Here is a 25,957-nt window from a genome sequence, read left to right as displayed (position 1 = left end):
TGCGGTATGCCGCGTCGAGTCGAAAACCGATTCAGGCGACGCGCTTTGTTCGGTGGGCTAAATGTTCATAGGTGATTTGCCAAGGGTCGCTCTCGGAAGGTCGTTCCTCGCCGATCCAATGGAAGCTGTCGGCCGTGATCTCGGTGAAACGCCATCGAGTTTTCAGACCGCGCGAGTCATCGCCGATCTGGACAATGTCCTTACCGTCGGCCCGCCCGATCTGGCGCGAGTAATCCTGGTTGAGCGGATCATTCCAGATGATGTGCCAGCCACCGATCCCAGGATCGAAGATGCGCAAAGTCGTGCCATACATGGTGGACCGCGCAGGGCGCCTTGGCCTGATCCAGATATCCTGAATCGCGCGGCCTTCGAGCACCCAGCCGAAATGGCATTCTCCAGTCCATTTCTGGATTGTGCCATCGTCAGGGTGGCGGACCGTGTCCATTTCCCAGCTCCCGATCAGCCATCCGTACAGCTCCATGTCTGTCGCTCGATCGGCTGTGGGAGCTTCGGATCCGAGAGCGGTGAGAAACGAAGAAATCGCCATAGTCACGAGGCCTTTTCGCATCTGGCATATTGGGCGTCGCGGACACCGATTGAGACATGATCGAACATGTTTTTCTCCATTCTTACAATGTATTACAGCCTCATCTTGTTGCCGTCCGCCGCGCCAGGAACTCGACTTCGAGGTGCCAGTCCGCACCCTCATGCGAGCGCTCGCCGAGCCATCGGAAGGAATCTTCGGTAATGCGCGAAAAGCTCCAGCGCACGGAGGAGCCGGTGCCATCGGCGCCGACCTGCACGATCGTGTCGCCTTCGGCGCGGCCGAGCTGGCGGCTGAAATACTGGTTGCGCGGATCGCTCCAGAAGATGTGCCAGGCATCGACGCCGGGGTCATAGACCCGCAGCGTCGTGCCGTAAAAGGTCCATTTGCCGAGCGAGCGCGAGGGGCCGGCGTCACGAGCGGGCAGGATCCAGACATCCTGGATGGCGCGGCCTTCGAGCACCCAGCCGAAATGCACCTCGCCACGTCCGGTCAGCACCGTGCCGTCTTCGAGATGGCGCGCAGCGTCAAACGTCCAGGCACCGACGAAGCGGCCATAAAGGTTCAGTTTTTCGGCGAGACCTTCGATCGGTCCGGGACTGTGCAAGGCTTCGGCAAACGAGGATTGATCGAACATGGCTGGGGTCTCTTCTTGTCAGGAGACCGCGAGGAATAGGCGCTGACGGGGTTCTGGGCTTGGGAAAAATTGCTATATCTCAGCCATGACGGCGACCGCGAATAGCCTTGCATCAGGATCTGGCTGGCATGTGGCGGATGTAATCTGCACGGCAAGCGCCGGCGATCGGCCGTTCGAGGAAACGCATCGGGATTTCTGCGTCGCAGCCGTCACCAGCGGCTCGTTCCGCTACCGCGCGCAGCAAGGCACGGCAATGCTCGCGCCAGGCAGCCTCCTGCTCGGCAATTCCGGCACATGCTACGAATGCGGGCACGAGCATGGCAGCGGCGACCGTTGCCTCTCCTTCCATTTCGGGCCGACTTATCTGGACCGGATCGTGGCTGACGTACCGGGCGCCAGGACGCTCGCCTTCGCGGCGCCACGCCTGCCGCCGTTAGCGGCCTTGGCGCCGCTGCTGGCCGAGGCGGAAGCCGCGCGCGACATGGCCGACGCGGACGCCTTCGAGGAACTCGCCCTGCGCATCGCGGGTGCCGCCGTGACCACGATCTCCGGCGCCACGCATGCCGGGCAGGGGCCAAGCAGGCGCGATCAGAAGAGGATCGCCGAGGCGGTGCGGCGGATCGAACTGGATGCCGACCGGCCGATCTCGCTGCCGGCGCTGGCGGACGAGACCGCGACCAGTCCCTATCATTTCCTGCGCACCTTCCGGCAGGTTGCCGGAATGACGCCGTATCAATACCTGCTCAGGACCCGGTTGCATCGCACGGCGGTGCGATTGCGCACGTCGAACGATGCCATCTCGGCAATCGCTTTCGAGTCCGGTTTCAACGATCTGTCGACGTTCAATCGGCGGTTTCGGCGTGTCATGGGCGAGACGCCGGGCCGCTATCGCGCCAGGCGCGCGGGCCGCAGCTGAAAAGTCGCGTCACACCCGCGGCATCAGTCCATGATCGGCCCGCACCAGCCAGGCAGATAGTCGGCGTCCTTGCCCTTGGCCAGCACGAGCGCGTCCTTCATCGCCTTCTCGAAATTTTTCGCCACCGCACTCCTGTCGATGCGCCGGCGCAGGAAATCCGCCCACAGGAATTCGCTGAACGGGGTGGTGTCCTTGGCATAACCGCCCAGCCGCCGCAGTTCGCCCGCCATGCTCCGGTAGGGGTCGTCGACGAGTTCGCCGATGGTCTTTGGCAGGGCGGCATAGTCGCGGCGCTGGCCGTTTTCATCGAACGGGTGCATCCAGCCGCGGTTGTCGAGCATGAAAAGGAACGCGTCCTTGTCCAGCGCCGACAGGTCGCTGATCACCGTCACGAGCACATCCTTGACACCTTCCTCGATCAGGGCCCGTGCAAGATGATGGTGATCGGTGACGTAGTTGCGCTTTTTGGGGCCCAACACGACCGGGATCATGTGCTTGCCCAGAAAAGCGCCTGTTTTCGCGGCGCTCTGCGAGCGGATCAGCTGGCGTTTGAGGTCCACCTCGCGCATCCCGACGGTAATCTGCGTTGGCCGCAATTCCTTGACCGGGACCGGGGTCACCAGCGGTTCTCTCAGGACGATCATGGCGCACTCTCCTGGTTTTCCGGCTGGCCGGAATGCAGAGCCCTGATGGCGGCATCGACACTGTGGAAGATCCGCTGCGGGCCGACGAGATCGATGATGCCGAATCGCGCAAGGGCTGCTTGGGCACGCACCGACTCCATTCGAGCAATGGCGAATATTGCGCCCGCATTGCGGCAATAGGCGATGGTTTCGATCAATGCCTGGGCGGCGGTGTAGTCGATCTCGACAATGTTACTGGCCTCCAGCACGACGAGTTTTACATCGCCCTTGCCGGCGTCGACCAGATCGCAAAAGCCGCGTTTGAAACGGTCGGCATTGACGAAGGACAATGGCGCCTGGAACGCCGCGACCAGCACGCCGGGGAGTTGTTCGCCAGCGCTCGGCTTGGCCGGCGGCCACCAGACCGAAGTTCCCGGCACTTGTTCCAGTTCAATCGGCAGCGTCCGGGTCGCGCTCCAGATTCCGTGCAGCAGCGACAGGCCGATGCCGACCGCCACGCCGGTCTCGATGGGCAGCACGACGATGGCCGCCATGGTGATCAGGATCAATGCGAATTCGACCGGCGCCTGCCGGTAGACGCTGGCGAATACCTTCCAGCGCAAAATGTGCTGGGCGACGAACATCAGGACACCGGCGAGGGCGGCCTGCGGGACGTCGGCGAGCAGACCGCCGCCAAAGGCGCCAAGGGCCAGAACGATCGCCGCTGCAACAAGGCTCGAGAATTGCGAGCGGCCGCCCGACTGGGAGACGATTGCCGTGCGTGGTGGGCTGGCGTTGACGGCGAAGGCGCCGAACAGGCTGGACGCGATGCTGCCAGCGCCGACACCAACGAAATCGCGATTGACGTCGGGCGCGTCGCCCTGCTGGGCGAAGGAACGGGACGTGGCGGCCGTCTGCACCATGACGACGATGGCGATCAGCAATGCCAGCGGAACGAGCGCCCGCACATCGTTGAGACTGGCAAGCGGCAGTCCGGCGTGCGGCAGTCCATTGGGCAGGGCGCCAAGCACCTCGACGCCACGATCCTCGAGGCCGAAGACGGCGACCGCCAGTGTGGCGAGCACCATGCCAATCAAGGCGCCGGGAATGCGGGGGCTGATGTGATCGGCGCCAAGGACGATCGCGAACACGCCAAGGCCGAGCCCGAGGCTCCAGGTATTGGTGAGGTGGAGACTGCCGGCAATCTCGCCGACACGTCGTAAGGTTTCACCGCTCTCGGAGGGCAGGCCGAGCAGTCCGGGCATCTGTGAAACGGTGATGTGGACGGCGATGCCGGCCAGAAATCCCGTGGTGACCGGAACCGACAAAAGATCGGCAACCCAGCCAAGGCGAAGAATGCCGCTCAACGTCACAATCAGCCCGACCATCAGCGCCAGCATGGCGGCCAGCGCCAGATAGTGCGGCGAACCGGATGCGGCCAGCATGGCGAGGCCGCCGGCGAACAGTGGTGTGATCGTCGAATCCGCGCCCGCCGAAAGGTGGCGATTGGCGCCGAACAGGGCAAATGCCACCGAACCGGCGACAAAGGCGAAAAAACCGAGCTCGGGAGCAAAACCGCCGAGCCTGGCTGTCGCCATCTGCTCGGGAATGGCGATCGCGGCCAGTGTTATACCGGCGATCAGATCGCCATTGAGATCCCGCGGTGTCCAACCGCGCAGCGCCCGCAAAGGCAGCCACGAGCTCAGGCTCATCGCGCTCGCTGCTTTCGACTGGGGGAAACGGTCCATTGCCGGCTTTTGCCTTACTGGCGGCGAAAGCGCCGTGGCCATATCGTCGCAATCAGTGGTATCCTTTTGAAATTACCACTAAAATTGACACTGGAAAAGTGCCGCGGACATTGGAGTTTCAGCCTCGCTTCCTATATAAGCAGCGAGTGATTCCTGTTTAGATTGTGATCCGATTTGACCGACCAAAAGACACCGCGCGGCGCCGACGGCGGCCCCACCGGCATCGAACCCATCTCCATCATCGAGGAGATGCAGAGTTCTTATCTTTCTTACGCCATGAGCGTGATCGTCAGCCGTGCGTTGCCCGATGTGCGCGATGGCCTGAAGCCGGTGCACCGTCGCATTCTCTATGCGGCGCATGAGAGCGGCTACCACTGGAACCGCAAATATGTGAAGTCGGCGCGTCCGGTTGCCGACGTGATGGGTAAATACCATCCGCATGGCGATGCCTCGATCTATGATGCCTTGGTACGCATGGCGCAGGACTGGTCGCTGCGCGTGCCGTTGATCGACGGGCAAGGCAATTTCGGCTCGATCGATGGCGATCCGCCGGCGGCGATGCGCTATACCGAATCGCGCCTGACCAAGGTCGCGCACGAGCTTCTCGAGGATATCGACAAGGACACGGTCGATTTCCAGGATACATATGATGCTTCGGACACCGAGCCGAAGGTTCTGCCGGCGCGCTTTCCCAATCTGCTGGTCAACGGCTCGGGCGGCATTGCCGTCGGCATGGCCACCAACATCCCGCCACACAATCTCGGCGAAGTCTGCAACGCCGCCATCGCCGTCATCGACAATCCGGCGATCGACCTGCCGGCGCTGATGGAGATCATTCCGGGCCCCGATTTCCCGACCGGCGGCATCGTGCTTGGCCGCTCCGGTATCTACAGCGCCTATTCCACCGGCCGCGGGTCCATCGTCATGCGCGGCAAGGTCAACATCGAACAGCGCGGCAACGACCGCGAATCGATCATCATCACCGAGGTTCCCTACCAGGTGAACAAGGCCTCGATGATCGAGAAGATGGCCGAACTGGTGCGCGACAAGCGCGTCGAGGGTATTTCCGACATCCGCGACGAAAGCGACCGTCAGGGTTATCGCGTCGTCATCGAGCTCAAGCGCGATGCCGTCGCCGACGTCGTCCTCAACCAGCTCTACCGATTCACCCCGTTGCAGACGTCTTTCGGCGCCAATATGGTGGCGCTAAACGGCGGCAAACCGGAACTGCTGAACCTGATCGACATGCTGACGGCGTTCGTCACCTTCCGCGAGGAGGTGATCAGCCGGCGGACAAAGTTCCTGCTCCGCAAGGCGCGCGACCGCGCCCATGTGCTGGTTGGTCTGGCCATCGCCGTCGCCAACATCGATGAAGTGATCAAGCTTATCCGCACCGCGCCGGATCCGCAGACGGCGCGCGAGCAGTTGATGGAGCGGCGCTGGCCCGCGGGTGACGTCGAATCGCTGATCCTTCTGATCGACGATCCGCGCCACCGCATCAACGAGGACGGCACCTACAATCTGTCCGAGGAACAGGCGCGCGCCATCCTCGAACTGCGCCTGCAGCGCCTGACCGCGCTCGGCCGAGACGAAATCGCCGATGAGTTGAACACGATCGGCGACGAGATCAAGGACTACCTCGACATCCTGTCGTCTCGCGCGCGTATTCAGCAGATCGTCAAGGACGAGCTCGCCGCCGTACGCGACGAGTTCGGCACGCCACGCCGCACCGAGCTCACCGACGGCGGCGCGGACATGGAAGACGAGGACCTGATCCAGCGCGAGGACATGGTCGTGACGGTGAGCCATTCCGGCTACATCAAGCGCGTGCCGCTCTCGCTCTACCGGGCGCAGCGCCGCGGCGGCAAGGGCCGCTCCGGCATGTCGACCAAGGAAGAGGATTTCGTCACCCGGTTGTTCGTCGCCAACACGCACACGCCGGTGCTGTTCTTCTCCTCGCGCGGCATCGTCTACAAGGAAAAGGTCTGGCGCCTGCCGATCGGCAATCCGCAGTCACGCGGCAAGGCACTGATCAACATGCTGCCGCTGGAGCAGGGCGAGCGCATCACCACGATCATGCCGCTGCCCGAGGACGAGACGAGCTGGGGCGAGCTCGACGTGATGTTCGCCACCACGCGCGGAACCGTGCGCCGCAATAAACTGTCCGACTTCGTCCAGGTCAACCGCAACGGCAAAATCGCCATGAAGCTGGAGGAGGAGGGCGACGAGATTCTCGGCGTCGAGACCTGCACCGACAATGACGACGTGCTTTTGACCGCCAGCTCCGGCCAGTGCATCCGCTTCTCGGTCGGCGACGTGCGCGTCTTCCAGAGCCGCAACTCGGTCGGTGTGCGCGGCATCACCATGGCAGACACCGACCGCATCATCTCAATGTCGGTGATCGAGAATGTCGATGCGCCGCCGGCCGAACGGGCCGCCTATCTCAAGCGGGCGGCGGCCGAACGGCGGCTCGCCGCCGGTATCGCCGCCGGTGAAGAGGAAGAGATCGCGCTGACCAACGAAGAGGTCGGCGAGGAGACGGAGCTTTCAGATGAACGCTACGAGTTCCTCAAGATGCACGAACAATACGTGCTGACAGTGACTGAATATGGCTACGGCAAGCGCTCTTCGTCCTATGATTTCCGCCTGACCGGGCGTGGCGGCAAGGGCATCCGAGCCACAGATGTCTCGAAGACGGCCGAAATCGGCCGTCTTGTGGCAACTTTCCCGGTCGGCAACGACGATCAGATCATGCTGGTTTCGGACGGCGGCACCGTCATTCGGGTGCCCGTCAACGGCATCCGTTTCGCCAGCCGCGCCACCAAGGGCGTGACCATCTTCAACACGGCTGAAGGTGAAAAGGTGGTTTCGGTCGAGCGAATCTCGGAGCCGCAATCGGACGAGGAAGTGGAAGAGGCCGTCGAGAATGGCGCGGAGCCCAATTCGACGACTGACGGTCCGGATAGCGCCGAATAGTTCCTGGAGCGGTTTGACATAGCAACGCCGGCCTGATCGCCGGCGCGGCAGCAAGTCAAGACTGACTTAGTAGTGACGATACGGCTTCCGGAGGCCGAAGCCTTCGAAGCGTTTTGTGGTTGCCTTGACGCGGATGCGCTGTGCCTCCTGATGCAGCCCGAATACTGTGGCGATCAGCATGGCGACGGTCATCGCGGTGGCGAGCATGTAGATCAGCATGTGCGTGTTCTCCTGCGTCTTACCAACGGATATATGGGACTTTGGTTTCATCTTATTAAGGGTGGAACCTAGTGAACGCTGCGTGAAGGCTTCGTGATCAGCGTATTCATCTGTCGTTCATGTGCCGGAAAAGGTTCACGGGCCGCCCGCTGATCGGATTTGCCTTTGTGAGAGAGGCTCGCTAGAAGCTCCCGCATGACCGAACGCATCGCCCTATATGCCGGCTCCTTCGACCCGCTGACCAACGGCCATCTCGATGTGCTGAAAGCGTCGCTGGCGGTTGCCGACATCGTTTATGCCGCGATCGGCATTCATCCGGGCAAGAAGGCGCTGTTCTCCTTCGAGGAGCGGGTGCGGTTGATCGAAGCCGCCACGAAAGCCGAATTCGGCCGCGATGGCGCCCGCATCAAGGTCGTCGCCTTCGATGGGCTGGTGATCGATGCCGCCAGAAGAGAAGGCGCCTCGATCATGATTCGCGGTCTGCGCGACGGCACCGACCTCGACTACGAAATGCAGATGGCCGGCATGAACGAAACCATGGCGCCGGAGCTGCAGACGGTTTTCCTGCCCGCCAGCCCGTCGGTGCGAACCATTACCGCCACACTTGTGCGCCAGATAGCCGCGATGGGTGGCGACATCCGCCCCTTCGTGCCGGTGGCCGTGGCCGGTGCGCTCACCTCAAAATTCGCGAAATAAGCTCGGAGAAAATCCTCATGCAGCTCAAAAGGCTCGCCTCATTCTTTGTTGTGCTCGCCGGTCTTTTGACCGCGTCCGTTTCGGCCTATGCCGCCGATCCGGAAAACACCATGATCATCACGCTGAAAGATGGCGACGTGACCGTCGCGCTGCGCCCCGACCTGGCGCCCAAGCATGTTGCCCAGATCAAGAAGCTGGTGCGCGATCATGCCTATGACAATGTCGCTTTCCATCGCGTCATCGACGGCTTCATGGCGCAGACCGGCGACGTCAAGTTCGGCAACATGGAGAAGGGTTTCAATGCCCAGGCCGTCGGCACCGGCGGCTCGGACCTGCCCGACCTGCCGGCCGAATTCTCGCAGACCGAGCACTACAAGCGTGGCGTGGTCGGCATGGCCCGCTCGCAGGATCCGAACTCCGCCAATTCGCAGTTCTTCATCATGTTCGCACCGGCACCGCCGCTCGATGGCCAGTACACCATCGTCGGCAATGTCGTCAGCGGCATGGACCTGGTGGACAAGATCAAGAAGGGCGACGAGGCGGACAACGGCACGGTCACCGAGCCCGACCGGATGATCAAAGTGCGCATCGCCGCTGACAAATAATTCAATTTTTCAAAAGGATATCTGACATGGCTGAGATCAAGGATCGCGAGAACGCGCTCATCATGGAAACGACCAAGGGCAAGGTCGTCATCGAACTGTTTCCCGATTTGGCCCCCGGCCATGTCGCCCGCATCAAGGAACTGGCGCGCGAAGGCGCCTATGACGGCGTCGTCTTCCATCGCGTCATCGAAGGCTTCATGGCGCAGACCGGCGACGTCAAGTTCGGCAATTCGAGCAAGCCCTCGTTTGCACCGTCGCGCGCTGGCATGGGCGGCTCTGAAAAGCCTGACCTGAAGGCTGAGTTCTCCAACGCGAACCACGGGCGCGGCACCTGTTCGATGGCTCGTTCGCAGAACCCGAACTCGGCCAACTCGCAGTTCTTCATCTGCTTCGACGATGCCGCTTTCCTCAACCGCCAGTACACGGTCTGGGGCCAGGTCATCGAAGGCATGGACAATGTCGACAAGATCAAGCGCGGCGAGCCGGTGCAGGATCCCGACAAGATCGTGTCGCTGAAGGTCGCGGCAGACGTCAAGTAAGGCGAAACGACAATGATGGGCGTCGTCTGGTCGCTTCTCGGCATCCTGTCCGGCGCCTTCATTGCCATTCAGGCGCCGATCAACTCGCAGCTTGCACGCGGCCTGGGTCTCCCGGTCGCGGCGGCCGCGTTTTCATTCCTGTCGGGCGCGGTCGTGCTTGGCATCATCTCGGTCACGGTGGTGAAGCTGCAAGGCATATCGCTCGACTGGAAGGCGCCGGCGCCGTGGTTGTTCGTCGCCGGCGGTATGCTCGGCGGCTTCTACGTCACGCTTTCAACCATCCTGACGCCGCGCATCGGTGCGGCCGCCCTGATGGCGTTCCTGGTGGCCGGTCAGTTGATCGCCGGCATGCTCATCGACCGCATCGGCTTCCTTGGCGTTGCGGTGCGTGAAATCTCGCTCGGCCGGATCGCCGGGGCGGTGCTTCTGCTGGCCGGAGCGCTGCTCGTTCGGCTGTTTTGATTCCCGATGCGCGTCGACCTCTTTGATTTCGACCTGCCGGAGGAGCGTATCGCGCTTCGCCCGGCGGAACCGCGCGACAGCGCCAAAATGCTCGTCATCAAGCCGGGCGAGGAGCTGGAGGACCGGACGGTTGGCGATCTGCCGTCCTTGCTCGGCGCCGGCGACGTGCTGGTCTTCAACGACACCAAGGTCATTCCAGCGCAGCTGAAGGGCATGAGGCGGCGCGGCGAAACACAAGCGCAGGTCGAGGCCACGCTGCACATGCGCATGGCTCCTGACCGTTGGCTGGCGTTCATGCGGCCGGGAAAGCGCATCGCCGCCGGCGACCGCATCCATTTCGGCCATGACGGCAATTCCTGTTTCCTCGGCCAGCTCGACGCCACCGTGATCGAAAAAGGCGAGGGCGGTGAAGCGCTGCTCGGCTTTGATCTATCCGGGCCTTTCCTCGACGAAGCGCTGCACGCGGTCGGCCACATTCCGCTGCCGCCCTACATCGCCTCGAAGCGCGACGACGACGAGCGCGATCGTGCCGATTACCAGACCATCTATGCCAGGGAAGAGGGTGCGGTAGCGGCACCCACCGCGGGCCTGCATTTCACGCCGGAGCTTTTCGCGGCGCTGGATGCCAAGGGCATCGAACGCCACTTCGTCACGCTTCATGTCGGCGCCGGTACGTTCCTGCCGGTGAAAGCGGACGACACCGCCGACCACAAGATGCATGCCGAGATCGGCTCGGTCAGCGCGGCGACCGCCGAGGCGCTCAACGCCGCGAAGGCGAGGGGCGGGCGCATCGTTGCCGTCGGTACGACCTCGCTGCGCCTGCTGGAGAGCGCGGCGCGTGAAGACGGCACGCTGGCGCCATGGTCCGGACCGACCGACATCTTCATCACGCCCGGTTACCGCTTTCGCACCGCCGACATGCTGATGACCAATTTCCATCTGCCGCGCTCGACATTGTTCATGCTTGTCTCGGCCTTCAGCGGCCTCGACACGATGCGTGCCGCCTATGCGCATGCCATCGCGAACCGCTACAGGTTCTACTCCTATGGCGACGCAAGCCTGCTTTACCGAGCGGAGATGAGCGATGGACGATGATCTGCAAACCCTCGATGGCGAGAGCCTGATCGCGGAAGTGAAAAAGCTCCGCGCCGGCATTCGCGCGCACCGCGATACATCAGGCCACGATCTGTGCTGGCATCACCCCGATCTGTGGGACCTGCTGCCTGAGAAGACCGAGCCATCGATCGCCGTGCCGCCCTGGCCCAAATTCATGCGAGGCTGCATCCGGTACCGTCAATCGCTCGACAGGCAGGCGCCGGATGCGCCGGTCCACGACAAGGAATTCAATGACTGAGACGTTCAGCTTCAAGGTGCTGGCGACCGATGGCAAGGCGCGGCGCGGCCTGATCGACATGCCGCGCGGCGAAATCCGCACGCCGGCCTTCATGCCGGTCGGCACCGGTGGCACGGTCAAGGCCATGTACATGGACCAGGTGCGCGGCGTCGGCGCCGACATCATCCTTGGCAACACCTATCACCTGATGCTGCGGCCCGGGGCCGAGCGCGTGGCGCGGCTCGGCGGTCTGCACGAATTCGCCCGCTGGCCGCACCCGATCCTGACCGACAGCGGCGGATTCCAGGTGATGTCGCTGTCGAAGCTGAGGAAGCTGACCGAGAAAGGCGTCACCTTCCGTTCGCACATCGATGGCGCGGCCTATGAAATGTCACCGGAGCGCTCCATAGACATTCAAGGATTGCTCGATTCCGACATCCAGATGCAGCTCGACGAATGCACGGCGCTGCCCGCCGCTTGGAAAGAGATCGAGCGCGCCATGGAACTGTCGCTGCGCTGGGCGGAGCGCTGCAAGACGGCGTTCGGCGACCAGCCAGGCAAGGCGATGTTCGGCATCGTGCAGGGTGGCGACAACGCCGCGCTCAGGGTGCGCTCGGCGCAGGCGCTGAGCGCGATGAACCTGAAGGGCTATGCTGTCGGCGGCCTGGCTGTCGGCGAGCCGCAAGCGGTGATGCTCGATATGCTCGACATCACGTGCCCGGAACTGCCCGACAACAAGCCGCGCTACCTGATGGGCGTGGGCACGCCGGACGATATCCTGAAATCGGTGGCGCGTGGCATCGACATGTTCGACTGCGTGATGCCGACGCGAGCCGGCCGGCATGGTCTCGCCTATACCAGGCGCGGCAAGGTCAATCTGCGCAACGCCCGCCACGCCGACGATCCGCGCCCGCTCGACGAAGAGAGCGATTGCCCCGCGGCGCGCGACTATTCGCGTGCCTATCTGCACCATCTGGTGCGCTCGCAAGAGGCGCTCGGGGCGATGCTGCTGACCTGGAACAACCTTTCCTACTACCAGAAGCTGATGCAGGACATCCGGGCCGCGATCGAAGCGGGCAGCTTCGAGGCACGCGGCGCGGAGATCAGCGAAGGCTGGGCGAGGGGCGATATCCCGGGGGTGTAACGCTCCGACGCTGTAGCATTCACGTGCTCAGCGAATTCGACGCCCGCAGGCTGCAGCCGGTGATCTGGAACGTGCCGTCGGGCTGTTGCTGTAGCGTGTAGACCGCCTCGTAGTCCTTGCCGTCGGGGCCGACGATCAGCACCTGCTGGACGATCGAACCCGGGCCCGTCTGCTCGACCTTGCCGAAAGAGTAGGACTGTGGCCTGCGCACAGGCGGATAGCCGTTGGTCACCATGTTCATGAAGGCGTCGACGGTCGGGAATACCTGCTTCACATTCGGGGCGGCGAAGCTGTAGGCCTTGGCGCCGTCATTGGCGACGAGGGCCTTCAATTGACCGTCGATGACGGCCTGGCCAGCCTTGATCTCGGCATCGCCGGCAAACGCCTGGGAAACCAGCATGAGCGAAACGAATGCGAATGCGAAAAAGCCGCGGCGCATGGCCTGTCTCCACCGTCCCTTCGAAAAGCCGCCTCCAGAAACGCTGTTCCGGGAGGCATCCTAACATATGGGTGACGGTGCTTCACGGTTTCAGGGGCGCCAATGATGGACCCCGAGGGAGAGAGCATGTGCTGCGCGAGGCCGTTGCCAAAGCAGGTGCCCGGCCAAGTGCGCATTCCAACGCTTGAAAGGCCGCCTCCAGTCTGCCAGAAGGGCCGCTGGACCTGGAAGTTAGCGGGACGAAGCCATGAAGGCGTTTTTCGTGCAGATCAAATGCGAGCTGGGCAAATCCTATGAGGTTGCCAGCGCGCTTGCCGACGCCGAGATCGCCTCGGAAATCTATTCCACCGCCGGCAATTACGATCTGCTCGCCAAATTCTATGTCGACGATGAGGAAGACGTCGGCCATTTCGTCAACGAGAAGGTGCAGATTCTTCCCGGCATCAAGGACACGTTCACCGTCGTCACCTTCCGCGCCTTTTAGCAGCGCGAGGCATTTGCCCGGGCATGAGGCAAAGCCTGATCAAGCTCATATTTTAGCTGCCTCAATTTTAAGCAGCCGCAACATACTGATCGTCCGCATCTCCCAAATCACCGATTGCGCTTGATTTTCTCCGACGACGCCAGTGAAATGGCGTCACAGGGGAGTATGCGATTGGCCGCGTTCGATGAAATGCTTCCGGAGGTCTCCGGACTTAGAAGACCATATTCGGCTTACGATCGCTGGCTGAAGGAGCAGGATCCAGCCAGACTTACCGAAAAGATGCAGGATGCCGAACGCGTCTTCCGCAAGACCGGCATCACGTTTGCGGTCTACGGCGAGCAGGAAGCATCCGAACGGCTGATCCCGTTCGATATCGTTCCCCGCATCATTTCAGGCAATGAGTGGCGCCGCCTGACGCAAGGCATCGAGCAACGCGTACAGGCGCTGAACGCCTTCCTCGACGACATCTACCATCGCCAGGAAATCCTTCGCGCCGGCCGCGTCCCCAAGGACCTGATCGCCAGGAACGAGGCATTCCTGCCGGAAATGATTGGCGTGCGGCCGCCGGCCGGCGTCTACACCCATATCATCGGCGTCGACATCGTGCGTATCAGCGAGGACGAGTTCTACGTTCTGGAAGACAATGCACGCACGCCGTCCGGTGTCTCCTACATGCTGGAGAACCGCGAAACGATGATGCAACTGTTCCCCGAGCTGTTCCAGAAGATCAAGGTGCGGCCGGTGGAGAACTACCCGCAGCTGTTGCGCCAGTCGCTGGCGGCGGTGCGGCCGCAAGGCACCAAGGGCGCGCCGACCATCGCGGTTCTGACGCCCGGCAGTTTCAATTCCGCCTATTTCGAACACGCCTTCCTTGCAGATCAGATGGGCGTGCAACTGGTTGAGGGGCAGGATCTGCGCGTCGTCGACGGCCATGTCGCGATGCGGACGACCGAAGGCTACAAGCAGATCGACGTTCTCTACCGCCGCGTGGATGATTCTTTCCTGGACCCGCTGACCTTCAGGCCGGATTCGGCCCTTGGCATACCGGGCATCATGGATGTCTACCGCGCCGGCAACATCACCATCGCCAATGCGCCGGGAACCGGCATCGCCGACGACAAGGCGATCTATTCGTACATGCCCGAGATCGTCGAATTCTACACCGGCCGCAAGGCGATCCTCGGCAACATCCCGACCTGGCGCTGTTCCGAGCCGGACAGCCTGAAATATGTGCTCGAGCATATCCACGAGCTGGTGATCAAGGAAGTGCATGGTTCCGGCGGCTACGGCATGCTGGTCGGCCCGGCGGCGACCAAGAAAGAATGCCAGGATTTTGCCAAGAAGCTGCAGGCCAAGCCGTCTAATTACATCGCCCAGCCGACGCTCGCGCTCTCGACCTGTCCGATCCTGACTGAAAAGGGGCTGGCGCCGCGCCACGTCGACTTGCGGCCTTATGTGCTGGTTTCCGACCGCATCCAGATCGTGCCTGGTGGGCTGACGCGCGTTGCGCTGAAGGAAGGCTCGCTGGTTGTCAATTCCTCTCAGGGCGGCGGGACCAAGGATACGTGGGTGCTGGATGATTAAAATGGGTGAGTAGGGAATAGTCAGTAGTGAGTAGTGGAAGCAGAGGGGACAGGGAAATGCCATATTCCGTTGAAATTCAATCGTTTGCTATTCGCTACTCGCTATTCCCTACTCACTAGCCCGAAGGGCCATTCCATGCTTCTCGGCCGCACCGCCAACGGGCTCTACTGGATGAACCGCTATATCGAGCGGGCGGAAAACATGGCGCGGCTGGTCGACGCCGGGCTGCGCATGGCGCTGACCCGCACCCAGAATGCGTCCGAGGAATGGAATTCGGTGCTGCTCAGCGCCGGCTCCGACGTCGCCTTCAAGCAGAAATACCCGGACTATACGGCGGCCAATGTCTCCGATTTCCTTTTGCGCGACACGTCGAACCCATCGAGCACGATGTCGTCGATCGAGACTGCCCGCAACAATGCGCGCATGGTGCGCACCGCGCTGACGCGCGAGACCTGGGAGAGCATCAACGAAGCCTGGATGGCACTGAAACGGATGCTGGCGAGGCCGATCGACGAGCGCGACCTGCCCAACGTGCTCGACGCGATCAAGCGCGAGACCGCGCTGATCCGTGGCTCGTTCTACGGTACCATGCTGCGCAACGAGATTTTCGATTTCTCGCAGCTCGGCACCTATGTCGAGCGCGCCGACAACACCGCGCGCATCCTCGACGTGAAATACTACGTGCTGTTGCCGTCGATCTCCTGGGTCGGCTCGACGCTCGACAACTATCAGTGGGAATCGATCCTGCGCTCGGTATCGGCGCATCGCTCCTACCGCTGGGTCTACGACGCCGACTACAAGCCGACCAATATCGCGGACTACCTGATCCTCAACGTCCGCATGCCGCGGTCGCTGACCTTCTGCTATCGCTTCCTGGCAGAGCATCTGAAGTTCCTCTCCGACGACTATGGCGAGCGCCATGCGTGTCACGCAACGGCGGAAAAGACGCAGGCAATGCTGAGGGCAGGGTCGATCAAGGATATATTCGACGCCGGTCTGCATGAGTTCCTGGCTGGGTTCATTCGCGACAACACCAGGCTCGGCGACGAGATCGCGCAGGACTACAGGTTTTATTGAGGAAGCCATGCGGCTGAAAATCACGCACCGGACCGAATACCGCTACGACGCGCCGGTGCAGTATTTGCTCCAGAGACTGCGACTTCTGCCCATGAGCGGTCCGACCCAGACCGTGCTGTCCTGGGCGCTGAAGGTCGAAGGCGCGCGCGAGGAAGTGCGATTTGCCGACCATTTCGGCAACGATAACAGGCTGTTGAGCGTCGAAGGTGACCACGACTTCATCACAGTCGAAGCGTTGGGCGAGGTGGTGACGCGCGATACATCGGGCGTTTGCGGGCCGCATCAAGGCTTCGCGCCACTCTGGTTGTTCGCGCAGGAAACCGCTTTGACCACCATAGGCGGCGGCATCCGTGATCTTACCGAGGCAATCGGCAAGGGCAACGACCTCGAAAGGCTGCATCGGCTGATGGCCGCCATCGGCGAACGCGTCGCCTACACGCCGGGAACCACCAATGCGACAACCTCGGCCGAGGAGGCCTTGGAGCTGAAAACCGGCGTTTGCCAGGATCATAGCCACATCTTTGCCGCCGCCGCGCGCGCCATGGGATTTCCTGCCCGCTACGTCAGCGGCTATCTGATGATGGGTGCGGTGGAGCAGGCGGCGAGCCACGCCTGGGCCGAAGCCCATGTCGCCGGCCTCGGGTGGGTTGCCTTCGATCCCGCCAATGGTATTTCTCCCGACGAACGCTATGTGAAGGTGGCCACCGGCCGCGACTACCGTGACGCTTCGCCGGTGTCGGGAATTCGGCTGGGACAGGCGGAAGAACTGCTTGCGGTCACCGTCACGGTAGAGCAGTAATCCCCCAGGGATTGCTGCCTTAAGAGATTCCATGACCTATTGCGTCGGCCTCAAGATCGATCGCGGGCTCGTGTTCATGTCGGACACGCGCACCAATGCCGGCATGGATTCGATCTCGACCTTCAAGAAGATGCATGTCTGGGAACAGCCTGGCGAGCGTGTCATCGTCTTGATGTCGGCCGGCAATCTGGCGACGACGCAGGCCGTGGTCAGCCTGCTGGACGAGCGTACCAAGGCGGTGAGCGACCGCCACGAGAAGCTGCTCGAAACGCCGTCCATGTATCAGACGGTGCGGCTGGTCGGCGACACGGTGAAAGAGGTGATCGCGCAATCGTCGCCCGCCGGCGAGAAGGCCGATTCCTATTTCAATGCCTCCTTCATCCTCGGCGGGCAGATCAAGGGCAGCCCGCCGCGCCTTTTCATGATCTATCCCGAAGGCAATTTCATCGAATCGACCGACGACACGCCGTTCTTCCAGATCGGCGAAACCAAATACGGCAAGCCGATCATCATCCGCGCCTACGAAAAGACGATGAGCCTCGCCGCGACGGTGAAACTCCTGCTGGTGTCGTTCGATTCGACGTTGAAGTCGAACCTGTCGGTCGGCTTGCCTCTCGACCTGCTTTTCCTGGAACAGGACGCCTTTCAGGTCGGCCTGAAAAAGCGGATCGCCCAGGACGATCAGTATTACCGCACGATCTCCGACGGATGGTCGAATGCCCTGAAGACGGCTTTCGCCAGTTTGCCGGATTTTCCTGGCTAGTCCGCTGTTTCGCCACTTGACGGCGGTTGCAATTATTTCACATGTTAATTAATATCTGAAGAGCCGGCGGCAACCACCGGCAGCGAAGGATCATGTCGGGAGGACAAGATGAACAATGATGATTTCCGGGAATGGTCGCAACGCGCCGCCGATTGGGGTGCCGACTATCGCAACAATTTGCGTGAGCAGCCGGTGCGGCCGCTGGTCGAGCCGGGCGACATTTTCAGGAGCATCGAGGCGTCGCCGCCCGAAGAGGCGGAACCGATGGACAGGATTTTCGCCGACTTTGAAGCCAAGATCGTGCCAGGGATGACCCATTGGCAGCACCCGCGCTTCTTCGCCTATTTCCCAGCAAACGCGGCGCCCGTCTCGGTGGTGGCGGAGTATCTGGTGTCGGCGATGGCCGCGCAATGCATGCTTTGGCAGACGTCACCGGCGGCGACCGAGCTTGAAACGCGCACCGTCGACTGGATGCGCCAGGCGCTCGGCCTGCCGGTAGGCTTTTCCGGCGTCATCCAGGATTCGGCCTCCTCGGCGACACTGAACGCCGTGCTGACGATGCGCGAGCGGGCGCTCGATTGGCAAGGCAACAAAAAGGGCCTGGTTGGACAGTCGAGGTTGCGGATCTATTCTTCCGACCAGGTGCATACATCGATCGACCGGGCGATCTGGGTGTCAGGCATCGGTGAGGACAATCTGGTGCGCATTCCGGTCGCCGGCCGTTTTCGCGCCATGGACACGGCAGCCCTGGAAGCAGCCATCATCGCCGACCGGAAAGCCGGCATGCTGCCGGCCGGCATTATCGCCTGCGTCGGCGGCACCAGCACCGGCGGCACGGACGATATCGCAGCGGTCGCGGAGATTGCCCGGCGGCACGGGCTCTACCTGCATGTCGATGCCGCCTGGGCCGGGTCGGCGATGATCTGTCCGGAGTTCCGGCATTTCTGGATCGGCGTCGAAGGCGCGGACTCGATCGTCTTCAATCCGCACAAATGGCTCGGCGCGCAGTTCGATTGCTCGATCCAGTTCCTGCGTGACCCCTCGAGCCATGTCAGGACGCTGGCCATCAAGCCCGACTATCTCAAGACGCACGGCCATGACGGCATCATCAACTACTCAGAATGGTCGGTGCCGCTCGGCCGGCGCTTCCGCGCGCTGAAGCTTTGGTTTCTGCTGCGCGCCCATGGACTGGAAAATCTGCGAACCATGATCCGCAACCATGTCGCCTGGAGCGAAGGCCTTGCCACGCATCTGGCAAGGGAGCCGGATTTCGAGATTGTCAGCGAGCCGATGCTGTCGCTGTTTTCGTTCCGGCACAAGGCTGGCTCGGGCGCCGATGCCGACGAGCACAATCTGCGGCTGGTCAACATGATCAACGACGATGGCCGCATCTACCTGACGCAAACGAAAGTCGATGGCAGGGTGGCGATCCGCTTCCAGGTCGGCCAGTTCGATACGACGGCGGAGGATGTCGATATTGCTTTCACCGTCATTACCGAAATTGCGCGTGCCACGGCCTGAAAAGGCTGGATCGAGGTCGCGGGGAGGTTCACCCGTGCAATCATCGGATTTCGTTAGCCGGCTTATGCCTTTTCAACGGTTTCGTTTTCGATTATAAGCAAGAAAAACGAAAACGGGAGCTTGTCTGATGTATCTGTCGCCGCGCCATGCCGAGATCATTCAGATGGCCAAGGACAATGGCCGCGTGCTGGTCGATGACCTGGCCACCCACTTCAACGTGACGCCGCAGACCATACGCAAGGACCTCAATGATCTGTGCGACCAGCGGCTGCTTTCGCGCATTCATGGCGGCGCCTTGTTCCCGTCTGGTATCGAGAACATGGAGTATGAAGCCAGGCGCAAGATCGCGGCGGACGAGAAGGAAGCGATTGGCCGCGCGGCGGCCAGGTTGATCCCCGACAACGCCTCGCTGTTCATCAACATCGGCACCACGACGGAAGCGGTAAGCAAGGCCTTGCTCGATCATGACGGCCTGATGGTCATCACCAATAACATTAACGTTGCCAATAGGATGCGCATCTATCCCTCGATCGAGGTGGTGATTGCAGGGGGCGTGGTGCGCGGCTCGGACGGGGGTGTCGTCGGCGAGGCGGCAGTCGATTTCATCCGGCAGTTCAAAGTCGATTATGCTGTTATCGGCGCCTCTGCCATCGATCATGATGGCGCCTTGCTCGACTTCGATTTTCGCGAGGTGAAGGTAGCGCAAGCGATCATCGCCAACGCCAGGCACGTCATCCTTGTATCCGACCAGACCAAATTCGAGCGTACGGCGCCGGTGCGCATTGGTCACCTGTCGCAGGTCAACACCTTCATCACCGATCGCTGCGATATCGCGTCGGTGCGCAAAATCTGCCAGGAGGCCGAGGTTCAGCTGATCGAGACATCGCTTGGCTAGGCATTTCGCCGTCCTCTCACAGGCTCGTGATATTTCGTTTGACATTCGTTATGAGTTCGAAATAATTCCGCCACGGTTTCGTAAAAGACCCAAAATGGTGCAATGCGAAATCGTGGAGGAATTGGGTGGACACATCTTCAGTCCGGGACATTTTCGTCATAGGTGGCGGCATCAACGGCTGCGGCATCGCCCGTGATGCCGTTGGGCGCGGGTTTTCGGTCTTTCTTGCCGAGATGAACGATCTCGCCAGCGGAACCTCGTCCGGCTCGACCAAGCTGATCCATGGCGGGCTGCGCTATCTCGAATTCTACGAATTCCGCCTGGTGCGCGAGGCGCTCATGGAGCGCGAGGTTCTGTGGAAGAACGCGCCGCACATCATCTGGCCTATGCGCTTCGTGCTGCCCTATGCCAAGGGCCTGCGCCCCGCCTGGCTGATCCGGCTTGGCCTATTCCTTTACGACCACATTGGCGGGCGCAAATTGCTGCCGGCGACCAGGACGCTCGACATGACGAGCGACCCGGCAGGCAAGCCTTTGAAACCACTGTTCAAGAAGGCTTTCGAATATTCCGACGGCTGGGTCAACGACGCGCGGCTGGTGGCGCTGAATGCACGTGACGCCGCTGACCGGGGCGCAACGATCCGGACCCGCACGAAAGTGGTCGGAGCCCGCCGCGAAGGCGGCATCTGGACGATAAAGATCGAGAACCTGCAAACCGGCGAGACCGAAGAGGTCAAGGCACGGTTGCTGGTCAATGCGGCGGGTCCTTGGGTCGACCACGTGCTGTCCGGCGTTGTCGGCCTCAATGACGTGCACAATGTCCGCCTCGTGCAGGGCAGCCACATCGTCATCGCCAAGAAGTTCGACGATCCGCGCGCCTATTTCTTCCAGAACAAGGATGGCCGCATCATCTTTGCCATTCCCTACGAGGATGAGTTCACGCTGATCGGCACCACCGATCAGGATTATCCAGGCGATCCGCATGACGTGAAGATCAGCGACACAGAGATCGATTATCTCTGCGCCGCGGCCAGCGAGTATTTCGCGGTTCCCGTCAAGCGTTCGGACATCGTCTGGACCTATTCGGCCGTGCGTCCGCTCTATGATGACGGTGCCTCCAAGGCGCAGGAAGCGACACGTGACTATGTGCTGAAGGCCGATGGCGGCGAGGGCACCGCGCCGCTGGTCAACGCGTTTGGCGGCAAGATCACCACCTACCGCCGGCTGTCGGAATCGATGCTGGAGAAGGTCGAAGGTTTTCTCGGCAAGCGCGGCAAGCCGTGGACATCGGATGCGCCGCTGCCGGGCGGCGATTTTCCGGCCACCGGTTTCGATGCGCAGGTGGCGAAGCTGAAAAGCGCCTATCCTTTCCTCGACCAGCGCTTGGCGCGCCGGCTGACGAGGCTCTACGGGACGCGTGCACAGGTTCTGCTCGGCTTGGCCAAGTCGATTGCCGATCTCGGCCGCAATTTCGGCGGCGATCTCCACGAGGCCGAGGTGCGCTATCTCGTTGAAAACGAATGGGCCGTCACGGCGGAAGATGTTCTGTGGCGGCGGACCAAGCGCGGCCTGCATCTCAGCCGCGAGCAGGTCGCGGCACTCGATGAATTCATGCGCGGCATAAGCCGGCGGCATGTCGCGGCTGCCGAATGAAGGGGGCTTTGAGCTGATGCGGAAAGCCTGGGAGGAGGCGTCATGCTTGAACTGAGGAATGTCACCAAGACGGTGGGTGCGGTCGAGCACATCCGCGATGTGTCGCTGACGCTTCAGCACGGCTCGCTCAACGTTTTGCTCGGGCCCACGCTTTCCGGCAAGACCAGCCTGATGCGCCTGATGGCCGGCCTCGATGTGCCGACTTCCGGCTCGGTCTGGTTCGACGGCCAGAATGTCACCGGCACGCCGGTGCAGAAGCGCAAGATCGCCATGGTCTACCAGCAGTTCATCAACTATCCGGCGATGACCGTCTACGACAACATCGCTTCGCCGCTCAGGGTGGCCGGCGTCGAGCAGGACAAAATCGACAGCCAGGTGCGCGAAGCGGCGGCACTCCTCAAGCTGACACCCTATCTCGACCGCACCCCGCTCAGCCTGTCGGGCGGCCAGCAGCAGCGCACGGCGCTGGCGCGTGCCATCGTCAAGAATGCCAGCCTGGTGCTGCTCGACGAGCCGCTTGCCAATCTCGACTACAAGCTGCGCGAGGAATTGCGGGCCGAGCTGCCGAGGATCTTTGCCGCCGCCGGCACCATCTTCGTCTATGCCACCACCGAGCCGCACGAGGCCCTGCTGCTCGGCGGCAACACGGCAACGCTGTCGGAAGGCCGCATCACCCAGTTCGGGCCGACCATCGACGTATTCCGCAAACCGATCGATCTGGTGACGGCCAGGACCTTCGCCGATCCTCCGCTCAACACCATCGTGCTGGCCAAGAAAGGCCCGGACTTCCTGCTCGAGGGTGGTGTCAAGCTGCCGGTGCCCTCAGAACTCGCCGGCATCACCGATACGAACTATACGATTGGCTTCCAGCCGCACCATCTTTCGCTCGACCGGCCCAATGCCTCCGCGGTGTCGGTGCGGGCAAAGGTCACGATCACCGAAATCACCGGGTCCGAAAGCTTCATCCATCTCGACTTTGCCGATGCGCGCTGGGTGATGCTGACCCACGGCATCAGGGATTTCGAGACCGATGCAGTGGTCGAGGTGTTCATCGATCCGCGTCACATCATGGTCTTCGACGAGCACGGCCGCGCCGTGACCGCGCCGAAGCTGGCGGCTTAGGAGGGACGATATGGCACGCATCGACGTCAACCATGTCAGGCATTCCTATCTGCCGAACCCGCGCACGGATGCCGATTTCGCGCTACGCGAAGTGCACCACACTTTCGAGGATGGTGGTGCCTATGCGCTGCTCGGGCCGTCCGGCTGCGGCAAGACCACGCTGCTCAACATCATTTCAGGCCTGCTTCGTCCCTCGCACGGCCAGCTGCTGTTCAACGGCCGGGTCGTGACTACCCTGTCGACGCAGGAGCGCAACATCGCGCAGGTGTTCCAGTTCCCGGTCATCTACGACACCATGACGGTCTACGACAATCTGGCCTTCCCGCTGCGCAACCGCGGCGTGCCGGAAGCCGACGTCGACCGCAAGGTGCGCGAGACGCTGGAGATGATCGACCTGGCCTCCTGGGCGAAGAAGAAGGCGAGGGGCCTGACCGCCGACCAGAAGCAGAAGATATCGCTCGGCCGCGGGTTGGTGCGCTCGGACGTCAACGCCATCCTGTTCGATGAACCGCTGACCGTCATCGATCCGCATATGAAATGGGTGCTGCGCTCGCAGTTGAAGCAGTTGCACCGCCGCTTCGGCTACACGATGGTCTATGTCACGCACGACCAGACCGAGGCGCTGACCTTCGCCGACCAGGTGGTGGTGATGTATGATGGCGGCATCGTGCAGATCGGCACGCCGGCGGAACTGTTCGAGCGGCCGCGTCACACTTTTGTCGGCTATTTCATCGGCTCACCAGGCATGAATGTGGTGCCGGTGGCAATCGAAGGCAGGACGGCGACACTCGGCTCGCAACGGATCGAATTGCCTGGAGTGCCGAAGGCCAGCGCCGGGGCCGTCGAGCTTGGCATCCGTCCAGAATATGTACGGCTCGGCCGCGACGGCATGGCCGTCTCAATCACCAAGGTCGAGGATGTCGGCCGCCACAAGGTGGTGCGCGCCAAGCTGGAGGGCCGCGACATCGCGGCGGTGATCGGCGAGGACGAGAGCGTTCCGGCCGAACCGAAGGTGCGGTTCGATCCGGCCGGTATCAACATCTATGCCGATTCCTGGCGTGTCGAGATGGGGGCATAGATGGACAAGACCTGGAACAACAAGGCCTGGTTCCTGGTGCTGCTGGTGCTGGTGCTGGTGGCCTTCACCGCCGTCATCCCCTTGATGACGGTCGTCAACTATTCGGTGCAGGACACTTTCGGCAACAACGTCTTCTTCTGGGCAGGCACGGAGTGGTTCGAAGAACTGCTTTCATCAAGCCGCTTCTGGGAAGCGATGGTTCGCAACCTGATCTTTTCCTTCATCATCCTGGCGATTGAGGTACCGCTCGGCATCTTCATCGCGCTCAACATGCCGAAAAAGGGCTGGGGCGTGCCGGTCTGCCTGGTGCTGATGTCGTTGCCGCTGCTGATACCGTGGAACGTGGTCGGCACCATCTGGCAGGTGTTCGGGCGCAGCGACATAGGTCTGATGGGCTACTACCTCAACGCCATCGGCATCGACTACAATTACGTGCAGGATCCGTTCGACGCCTGGGTGACGATCGTCATCATGGACGTCTGGCACTGGACCAGCCTTGTCGTGCTGCTCTGCTACGCCGGTCTGGTCTCGATCCCCGACGCTTTCTACCAGGCGGCCAAGATCGACGGCGCCTCGCGCTGGGCAGTCTTCCGCTACATCCAATTGCCGAAGATGCAGCGCGTGCTTCTGATCGCCGTGCTGCTGCGCTTCATGGACAGCTTCATGATCTACACCGAACCCTTCGTCGTCACCGGAGGCGGTCCGGGCAATTCGACGACGTTCCTGTCGATCGACCTCGTCAAGACGGCGCTAGGCCAGTTCGACCTTGGTCCGGCTGCGGCAATGTCGCTGGTCTACTTCCTCATCATCCTGTTGTTGTCGTGGGTGTTCTACACCGTGATGACCAACTACGACGCGGAGCGCTGACATGGCCCATGCCAACGAACGCACCGAGCGCAATGCAATGAACGGCACTGCCGCTACCGAAGGGATTGCCAGTTCGCTGTCACAGGGCGAACTCGACCGGCGCATGCGCCGGCGCGGCGAGGAATCGCGCTGGTGGTGGATCGTGCCAACGCTTTACATCATCGTACTGCTGCTGCCGATCTACTGGCTCATCAACATGAGCTTCAAGACCAATGCCGAGATCGTCAACTCGCTGACGCTTTATCCGCACGCGCCGACGATTGCCAACTACGTCACCATCTTCACGCAGAAGGCCTGGTATTCCGGCTACATCAACTCGATCACCTATGTCGTCATGAACATGGTGATTTCGGTGTCGGTGGCGCTGCCGGCGGCCTACGCTTTCTCGCGCTATCGTTTCCTTGGCGACAAGCATCTGTTCTTCTGGCTGCTGACCAACCGCATGGCGCCACCGGCGGTGTTCGCGCTGCCGTTCTTCCAGCTCTATTCGGCCTTCGGCCTCATCGACACGCACATAGCCGTGGCGCTGGCGCACTGCCTGTTCAACGTGCCGTTGGCGGTGTGGATCCTGGAAGGCTTCATGTCGGGCGTGCCGAAGGAGATCGACGAGACCGCCTATATCGACGGCTATTCGTTCCCGCGCTTCTTCATCAAGATCTTCATGCCTCTGATCGCCAGCGGCATCGGCGTCGCCTGCTTCTTCTGCTTCATGTTTTCATGGGTCGAGCTGCTGATCGCCCGCACGCTGACCACGACCGACGCCAAGCCGATCGCCGCGACCATGACGCGTACGGTGTCGGCGTCGGGCATGGACTGGGGTCTGCTGGCAGCCGCCGGCGTGCTGACGCTGATCCCCGGCGCGCTCGTGATCTGGTTCGTGCGAAACTATATCGCCAAGGGCTTCGCCCTGGGGAGGGTGTGACATGAACCTCGACTTCTCGTGGATGGCATGGACCTGGCCGACGGCCGCGTTCTTCAGTGTCATCGTGCTGCTTCTGCTTGGCATGGGCGTCTGGGAATACGCCTCGCCGGGCGGCAATCCACGTATCGGCGTGCTGCGCTTCGAGACGACGCGCGGCGACCGTCTCTTCGTTTCGCTGCTTGGCAGCGCCTTCATCCATCTCGCTTGGCTGGGTCTGGTTGGACCCAACCTGTGGTGGGCTCTCGCTCTCTCCGTGGTCTACGCCGTTGGCGTGTTCCGCTACGTATAGAGGGGGATACTGATGGAGCGGCC

General features: G+C 61.9%; 28 protein-coding genes. 22 read left to right on the top strand and 6 right to left on the bottom strand.

Annotated features, from left to right (window positions below; genetic code table 11):
- Positions 1-31 precede the first annotated feature (31 nt).
- Together LB543_RS04630 and LB543_RS04625 are read right to left on the bottom strand one after the other, a co-directional pair.
- Positions 32-445, bottom strand: a complete 414-nt coding sequence (locus LB543_RS04630; RefSeq protein WP_224613206.1) for a hypothetical protein — start codon at positions 443-445, stop codon at positions 32-34.
- Positions 446-647: 202 nt separating this feature from the next.
- Entirely contained in the window at positions 648-1,181 is a 534-nt protein-coding gene (locus LB543_RS04625; protein WP_224613205.1) for a hypothetical protein, read from the bottom strand.
- 85 nt (positions 1,182-1,266) lie between these two features.
- Between LB543_RS04625 and LB543_RS04620 the strand changes: the two genes are divergently transcribed.
- The gene (locus LB543_RS04620; protein WP_224613204.1) at positions 1,267-2,097 is read left to right on the top strand and encodes a helix-turn-helix transcriptional regulator; all 831 of its coding nucleotides are present in this window, start codon (positions 1,267-1,269) and stop codon (positions 2,095-2,097) included.
- A gap of 23 nt (positions 2,098-2,120) precedes the next feature.
- Here LB543_RS04620 and LB543_RS04615 read toward each other — a convergent pair whose 3' ends face one another.
- Together LB543_RS04615 and LB543_RS04610 are read right to left on the bottom strand one after the other, a co-directional pair.
- Positions 2,121-2,741: a ParB-like protein gene (locus LB543_RS04615; protein ID WP_224613203.1), complete on the bottom strand. Its 621-nt coding sequence runs from the start codon at positions 2,739-2,741 to the stop codon at positions 2,121-2,123.
- Positions 2,738-4,432, bottom strand: coding sequence for a SulP family inorganic anion transporter (locus LB543_RS04610; protein ID WP_224613202.1), 1,695 nt, complete (start codon positions 4,430-4,432; stop codon positions 2,738-2,740). The genes LB543_RS04615 and LB543_RS04610 overlap by 4 nt, the downstream gene beginning before the upstream one ends.
- A gap of 210 nt (positions 4,433-4,642) precedes the next feature.
- Between LB543_RS04610 and gyrA the strand changes: the two genes are divergently transcribed.
- Positions 4,643-7,444 (top strand): DNA gyrase subunit A, encoded by a 2,802-nt coding sequence (gyrA, locus tag LB543_RS04605; RefSeq protein ID WP_224613201.1) that lies wholly within the window; start codon positions 4,643-4,645, stop codon positions 7,442-7,444.
- Between the two features lie 66 nt (positions 7,445-7,510).
- On the opposite strand, the gene LB543_RS04600 is transcribed toward gyrA, so the two are convergent.
- On the bottom strand, positions 7,511-7,663 hold the full coding sequence (locus tag LB543_RS04600) for a hypothetical protein (protein ID WP_015317717.1): 153 nt from the start codon (positions 7,661-7,663) through the stop codon (positions 7,511-7,513).
- 195 nt (positions 7,664-7,858) lie between these two features.
- On the opposite strand from LB543_RS04600, the gene coaD reads away from it, so the two are divergent.
- From coaD to tgt, 7 genes are read left to right on the top strand one after another with little or no spacing between them, the layout of a single operon-like run.
- Entirely contained in the window at positions 7,859-8,359 is a 501-nt protein-coding gene (gene coaD / locus LB543_RS04595) for a pantetheine-phosphate adenylyltransferase (RefSeq protein ID WP_224613200.1), read from the top strand.
- Positions 8,360-8,376: 17 nt separating this feature from the next.
- On the top strand, positions 8,377-8,964 hold the full coding sequence (locus LB543_RS04590) for a peptidylprolyl isomerase (RefSeq protein ID WP_140757518.1): 588 nt from the start codon (positions 8,377-8,379) through the stop codon (positions 8,962-8,964).
- A gap of 26 nt (positions 8,965-8,990) precedes the next feature.
- Complete coding sequence (locus LB543_RS04585) at positions 8,991-9,503, top strand: peptidylprolyl isomerase (protein WP_015317720.1); 513 nt, start codon at positions 8,991-8,993, stop codon at positions 9,501-9,503.
- Positions 9,504-9,515: 12 nt separating this feature from the next.
- On the top strand, positions 9,516-9,965 hold the full coding sequence (locus LB543_RS04580; RefSeq protein WP_140808542.1) for a DMT family transporter: 450 nt from the start codon (positions 9,516-9,518) through the stop codon (positions 9,963-9,965).
- A gap of 6 nt (positions 9,966-9,971) precedes the next feature.
- A complete protein-coding gene (gene queA / locus LB543_RS04575; RefSeq protein WP_224613199.1) occupies positions 9,972-11,060 on the top strand; it encodes a tRNA preQ1(34) S-adenosylmethionine ribosyltransferase-isomerase QueA in 1,089 nt (362 codons plus the stop codon).
- Positions 11,050-11,319, top strand: coding sequence for a hypothetical protein (locus LB543_RS04570; protein WP_140808538.1), 270 nt, complete (start codon positions 11,050-11,052; stop codon positions 11,317-11,319). The genes queA and LB543_RS04570 overlap by 11 nt, the downstream gene beginning before the upstream one ends.
- On the top strand, positions 11,312-12,442 hold the full coding sequence (tgt, locus tag LB543_RS04565) for a tRNA guanosine(34) transglycosylase Tgt (protein WP_224613198.1): 1,131 nt from the start codon (positions 11,312-11,314) through the stop codon (positions 12,440-12,442). The genes LB543_RS04570 and tgt overlap by 8 nt, the downstream gene beginning before the upstream one ends.
- A 19-nt stretch (positions 12,443-12,461) precedes the next feature.
- Here tgt and LB543_RS04560 read toward each other — a convergent pair whose 3' ends face one another.
- Positions 12,462-12,881: a DUF4864 domain-containing protein gene (locus LB543_RS04560; protein ID WP_224613197.1), complete on the bottom strand. Its 420-nt coding sequence runs from the start codon at positions 12,879-12,881 to the stop codon at positions 12,462-12,464.
- 247 nt (positions 12,882-13,128) lie between these two features.
- On the opposite strand from LB543_RS04560, the gene LB543_RS04555 reads away from it, so the two are divergent.
- The 13 genes from LB543_RS04555 to LB543_RS04495 all read left to right on the top strand — a co-directional run bounded on the left by LB543_RS04555 (position 13,129) and on the right by LB543_RS04495 (position 25,934).
- Entirely contained in the window at positions 13,129-13,365 is a 237-nt protein-coding gene (locus LB543_RS04555) for an Lrp/AsnC family transcriptional regulator (protein WP_010909609.1), read from the top strand.
- Between the two features lie 171 nt (positions 13,366-13,536).
- On the top strand, positions 13,537-14,949 hold the full coding sequence (locus LB543_RS04550) for a circularly permuted type 2 ATP-grasp protein (RefSeq protein WP_224613196.1): 1,413 nt from the start codon (positions 13,537-13,539) through the stop codon (positions 14,947-14,949).
- 135 nt (positions 14,950-15,084) lie between these two features.
- A complete protein-coding gene (locus LB543_RS04545) occupies positions 15,085-16,026 on the top strand; it encodes an alpha-E domain-containing protein (protein WP_224590227.1) in 942 nt (313 codons plus the stop codon).
- A gap of 7 nt (positions 16,027-16,033) precedes the next feature.
- Positions 16,034-16,825: a transglutaminase domain-containing protein gene (locus LB543_RS04540; protein ID WP_224613195.1), complete on the top strand. Its 792-nt coding sequence runs from the start codon at positions 16,034-16,036 to the stop codon at positions 16,823-16,825.
- 31 nt (positions 16,826-16,856) lie between these two features.
- The gene (locus LB543_RS04535) at positions 16,857-17,588 is read left to right on the top strand and encodes a peptidase (protein ID WP_140808530.1); all 732 of its coding nucleotides are present in this window, start codon (positions 16,857-16,859) and stop codon (positions 17,586-17,588) included.
- Between the two features lie 108 nt (positions 17,589-17,696).
- Positions 17,697-19,109, top strand: a complete 1,413-nt coding sequence (locus tag LB543_RS04530) for a pyridoxal phosphate-dependent decarboxylase family protein (RefSeq protein WP_224613194.1) — start codon at positions 17,697-17,699, stop codon at positions 19,107-19,109.
- Positions 19,110-19,236: 127 nt separating this feature from the next.
- Positions 19,237-20,004: a DeoR/GlpR family DNA-binding transcription regulator gene (locus LB543_RS04525; protein ID WP_140503763.1), complete on the top strand. Its 768-nt coding sequence runs from the start codon at positions 19,237-19,239 to the stop codon at positions 20,002-20,004.
- A 125-nt stretch (positions 20,005-20,129) separates the two neighbouring features.
- Positions 20,130-21,656 carry a glycerol-3-phosphate dehydrogenase gene (glpD, locus tag LB543_RS04520; RefSeq protein ID WP_224613193.1) on the top strand — a complete coding sequence of 509 codons (1,527 nt, stop codon included), beginning with the start codon at positions 20,130-20,132 and terminating at the stop codon, positions 21,654-21,656.
- Positions 21,657-21,698: 42 nt separating this feature from the next.
- Entirely contained in the window at positions 21,699-22,778 is a 1,080-nt protein-coding gene (locus LB543_RS04515) for an ABC transporter ATP-binding protein (protein WP_224613192.1), read from the top strand.
- A gap of 10 nt (positions 22,779-22,788) precedes the next feature.
- Entirely contained in the window at positions 22,789-23,856 is a 1,068-nt protein-coding gene (locus LB543_RS04510; RefSeq protein ID WP_224613191.1) for an ABC transporter ATP-binding protein, read from the top strand.
- Positions 23,857-24,723 carry a carbohydrate ABC transporter permease gene (locus LB543_RS04505; RefSeq protein ID WP_224613190.1) on the top strand — a complete coding sequence of 289 codons (867 nt, stop codon included), beginning with the start codon at positions 23,857-23,859 and terminating at the stop codon, positions 24,721-24,723. It abuts the gene before it with no gap.
- Between the two features lies 1 nt (position 24,724).
- Complete coding sequence (locus LB543_RS04500; protein WP_140757503.1) at positions 24,725-25,645, top strand: carbohydrate ABC transporter permease; 921 nt, start codon at positions 24,725-24,727, stop codon at positions 25,643-25,645.
- Between the two features lies 1 nt (position 25,646).
- A complete protein-coding gene (locus tag LB543_RS04495) occupies positions 25,647-25,934 on the top strand; it encodes a DUF2160 domain-containing protein (protein ID WP_224613189.1) in 288 nt (95 codons plus the stop codon).
- Positions 25,935-25,957: the final 23 nt, after the last annotated feature.

Origin of the sequence: Mesorhizobium sp. ESP7-2 (assembly GCF_020164715.1) — a bacterium.
In the GTDB taxonomy this organism is placed as follows: Bacteria; Pseudomonadota; Alphaproteobacteria; order Rhizobiales; family Rhizobiaceae; genus Mesorhizobium.
This window is presented reverse-complemented; position numbering and strand designations above follow the sequence as displayed.

Bases quoted from the DNA above. Each gene is read 5' to 3' on its own strand.
- coaD (WP_224613200.1), top strand. From the start codon at position 7,859: ATGACCGAACGCATCGCCCTATATGCCGGCTCCTTCGACCCGCTGACC.
- queA (WP_224613199.1), top strand. From the start codon at position 9,972: ATGCGCGTCGACCTCTTTGATTTCGACCTGCCGGAGGAGCGTATCGCG.
- LB543_RS04620 (WP_224613204.1), top strand. From the start codon at position 1,267: ATGACGGCGACCGCGAATAGCCTTGCATCAGGATCTGGCTGGCATGTG.
- LB543_RS04505 (WP_224613190.1), top strand. From the start codon at position 23,857: ATGGACAAGACCTGGAACAACAAGGCCTGGTTCCTGGTGCTGCTGGTG.
- LB543_RS04625 (WP_224613205.1), bottom strand. From the start codon at position 1,181: ATGTTCGATCAATCCTCGTTTGCCGAAGCCTTGCACAGTCCCGGACCG.
- LB543_RS04585 (WP_015317720.1), top strand. From the start codon at position 8,991: ATGGCTGAGATCAAGGATCGCGAGAACGCGCTCATCATGGAAACGACC.
- LB543_RS04515 (WP_224613192.1), top strand. From the start codon at position 21,699: ATGCTTGAACTGAGGAATGTCACCAAGACGGTGGGTGCGGTCGAGCAC.
- LB543_RS04500 (WP_140757503.1), top strand. From the start codon at position 24,725: ATGGCCCATGCCAACGAACGCACCGAGCGCAATGCAATGAACGGCACT.
- tgt (WP_224613198.1), top strand. From the start codon at position 11,312: ATGACTGAGACGTTCAGCTTCAAGGTGCTGGCGACCGATGGCAAGGCG.
- LB543_RS04600 (WP_015317717.1), bottom strand. From the start codon at position 7,663: ATGCTGATCTACATGCTCGCCACCGCGATGACCGTCGCCATGCTGATC.
- LB543_RS04545 (WP_224590227.1), top strand. From the start codon at position 15,085: ATGCTTCTCGGCCGCACCGCCAACGGGCTCTACTGGATGAACCGCTAT.
- LB543_RS04630 (WP_224613206.1), bottom strand. From the start codon at position 445: ATGGACACGGTCCGCCACCCTGACGATGGCACAATCCAGAAATGGACT.
- LB543_RS04610 (WP_224613202.1), bottom strand. From the start codon at position 4,432: ATGAGCCTGAGCTCGTGGCTGCCTTTGCGGGCGCTGCGCGGTTGGACA.
- LB543_RS04580 (WP_140808542.1), top strand. From the start codon at position 9,516: ATGATGGGCGTCGTCTGGTCGCTTCTCGGCATCCTGTCCGGCGCCTTC.
- LB543_RS04555 (WP_010909609.1), top strand. From the start codon at position 13,129: ATGAAGGCGTTTTTCGTGCAGATCAAATGCGAGCTGGGCAAATCCTAT.
- LB543_RS04615 (WP_224613203.1), bottom strand. From the start codon at position 2,741: ATGATCGTCCTGAGAGAACCGCTGGTGACCCCGGTCCCGGTCAAGGAA.
- LB543_RS04535 (WP_140808530.1), top strand. From the start codon at position 16,857: ATGACCTATTGCGTCGGCCTCAAGATCGATCGCGGGCTCGTGTTCATG.
- LB543_RS04510 (WP_224613191.1), top strand. From the start codon at position 22,789: ATGGCACGCATCGACGTCAACCATGTCAGGCATTCCTATCTGCCGAAC.
- LB543_RS04540 (WP_224613195.1), top strand. From the start codon at position 16,034: ATGCGGCTGAAAATCACGCACCGGACCGAATACCGCTACGACGCGCCG.
- LB543_RS04495 (WP_224613189.1), top strand. From the start codon at position 25,647: ATGAACCTCGACTTCTCGTGGATGGCATGGACCTGGCCGACGGCCGCG.
- LB543_RS04525 (WP_140503763.1), top strand. From the start codon at position 19,237: ATGTATCTGTCGCCGCGCCATGCCGAGATCATTCAGATGGCCAAGGAC.
- LB543_RS04560 (WP_224613197.1), bottom strand. From the start codon at position 12,881: ATGCGCCGCGGCTTTTTCGCATTCGCATTCGTTTCGCTCATGCTGGTT.
- LB543_RS04590 (WP_140757518.1), top strand. From the start codon at position 8,377: ATGCAGCTCAAAAGGCTCGCCTCATTCTTTGTTGTGCTCGCCGGTCTT.
- LB543_RS04530 (WP_224613194.1), top strand. From the start codon at position 17,697: ATGAACAATGATGATTTCCGGGAATGGTCGCAACGCGCCGCCGATTGG.
- LB543_RS04570 (WP_140808538.1), top strand. From the start codon at position 11,050: ATGGACGATGATCTGCAAACCCTCGATGGCGAGAGCCTGATCGCGGAA.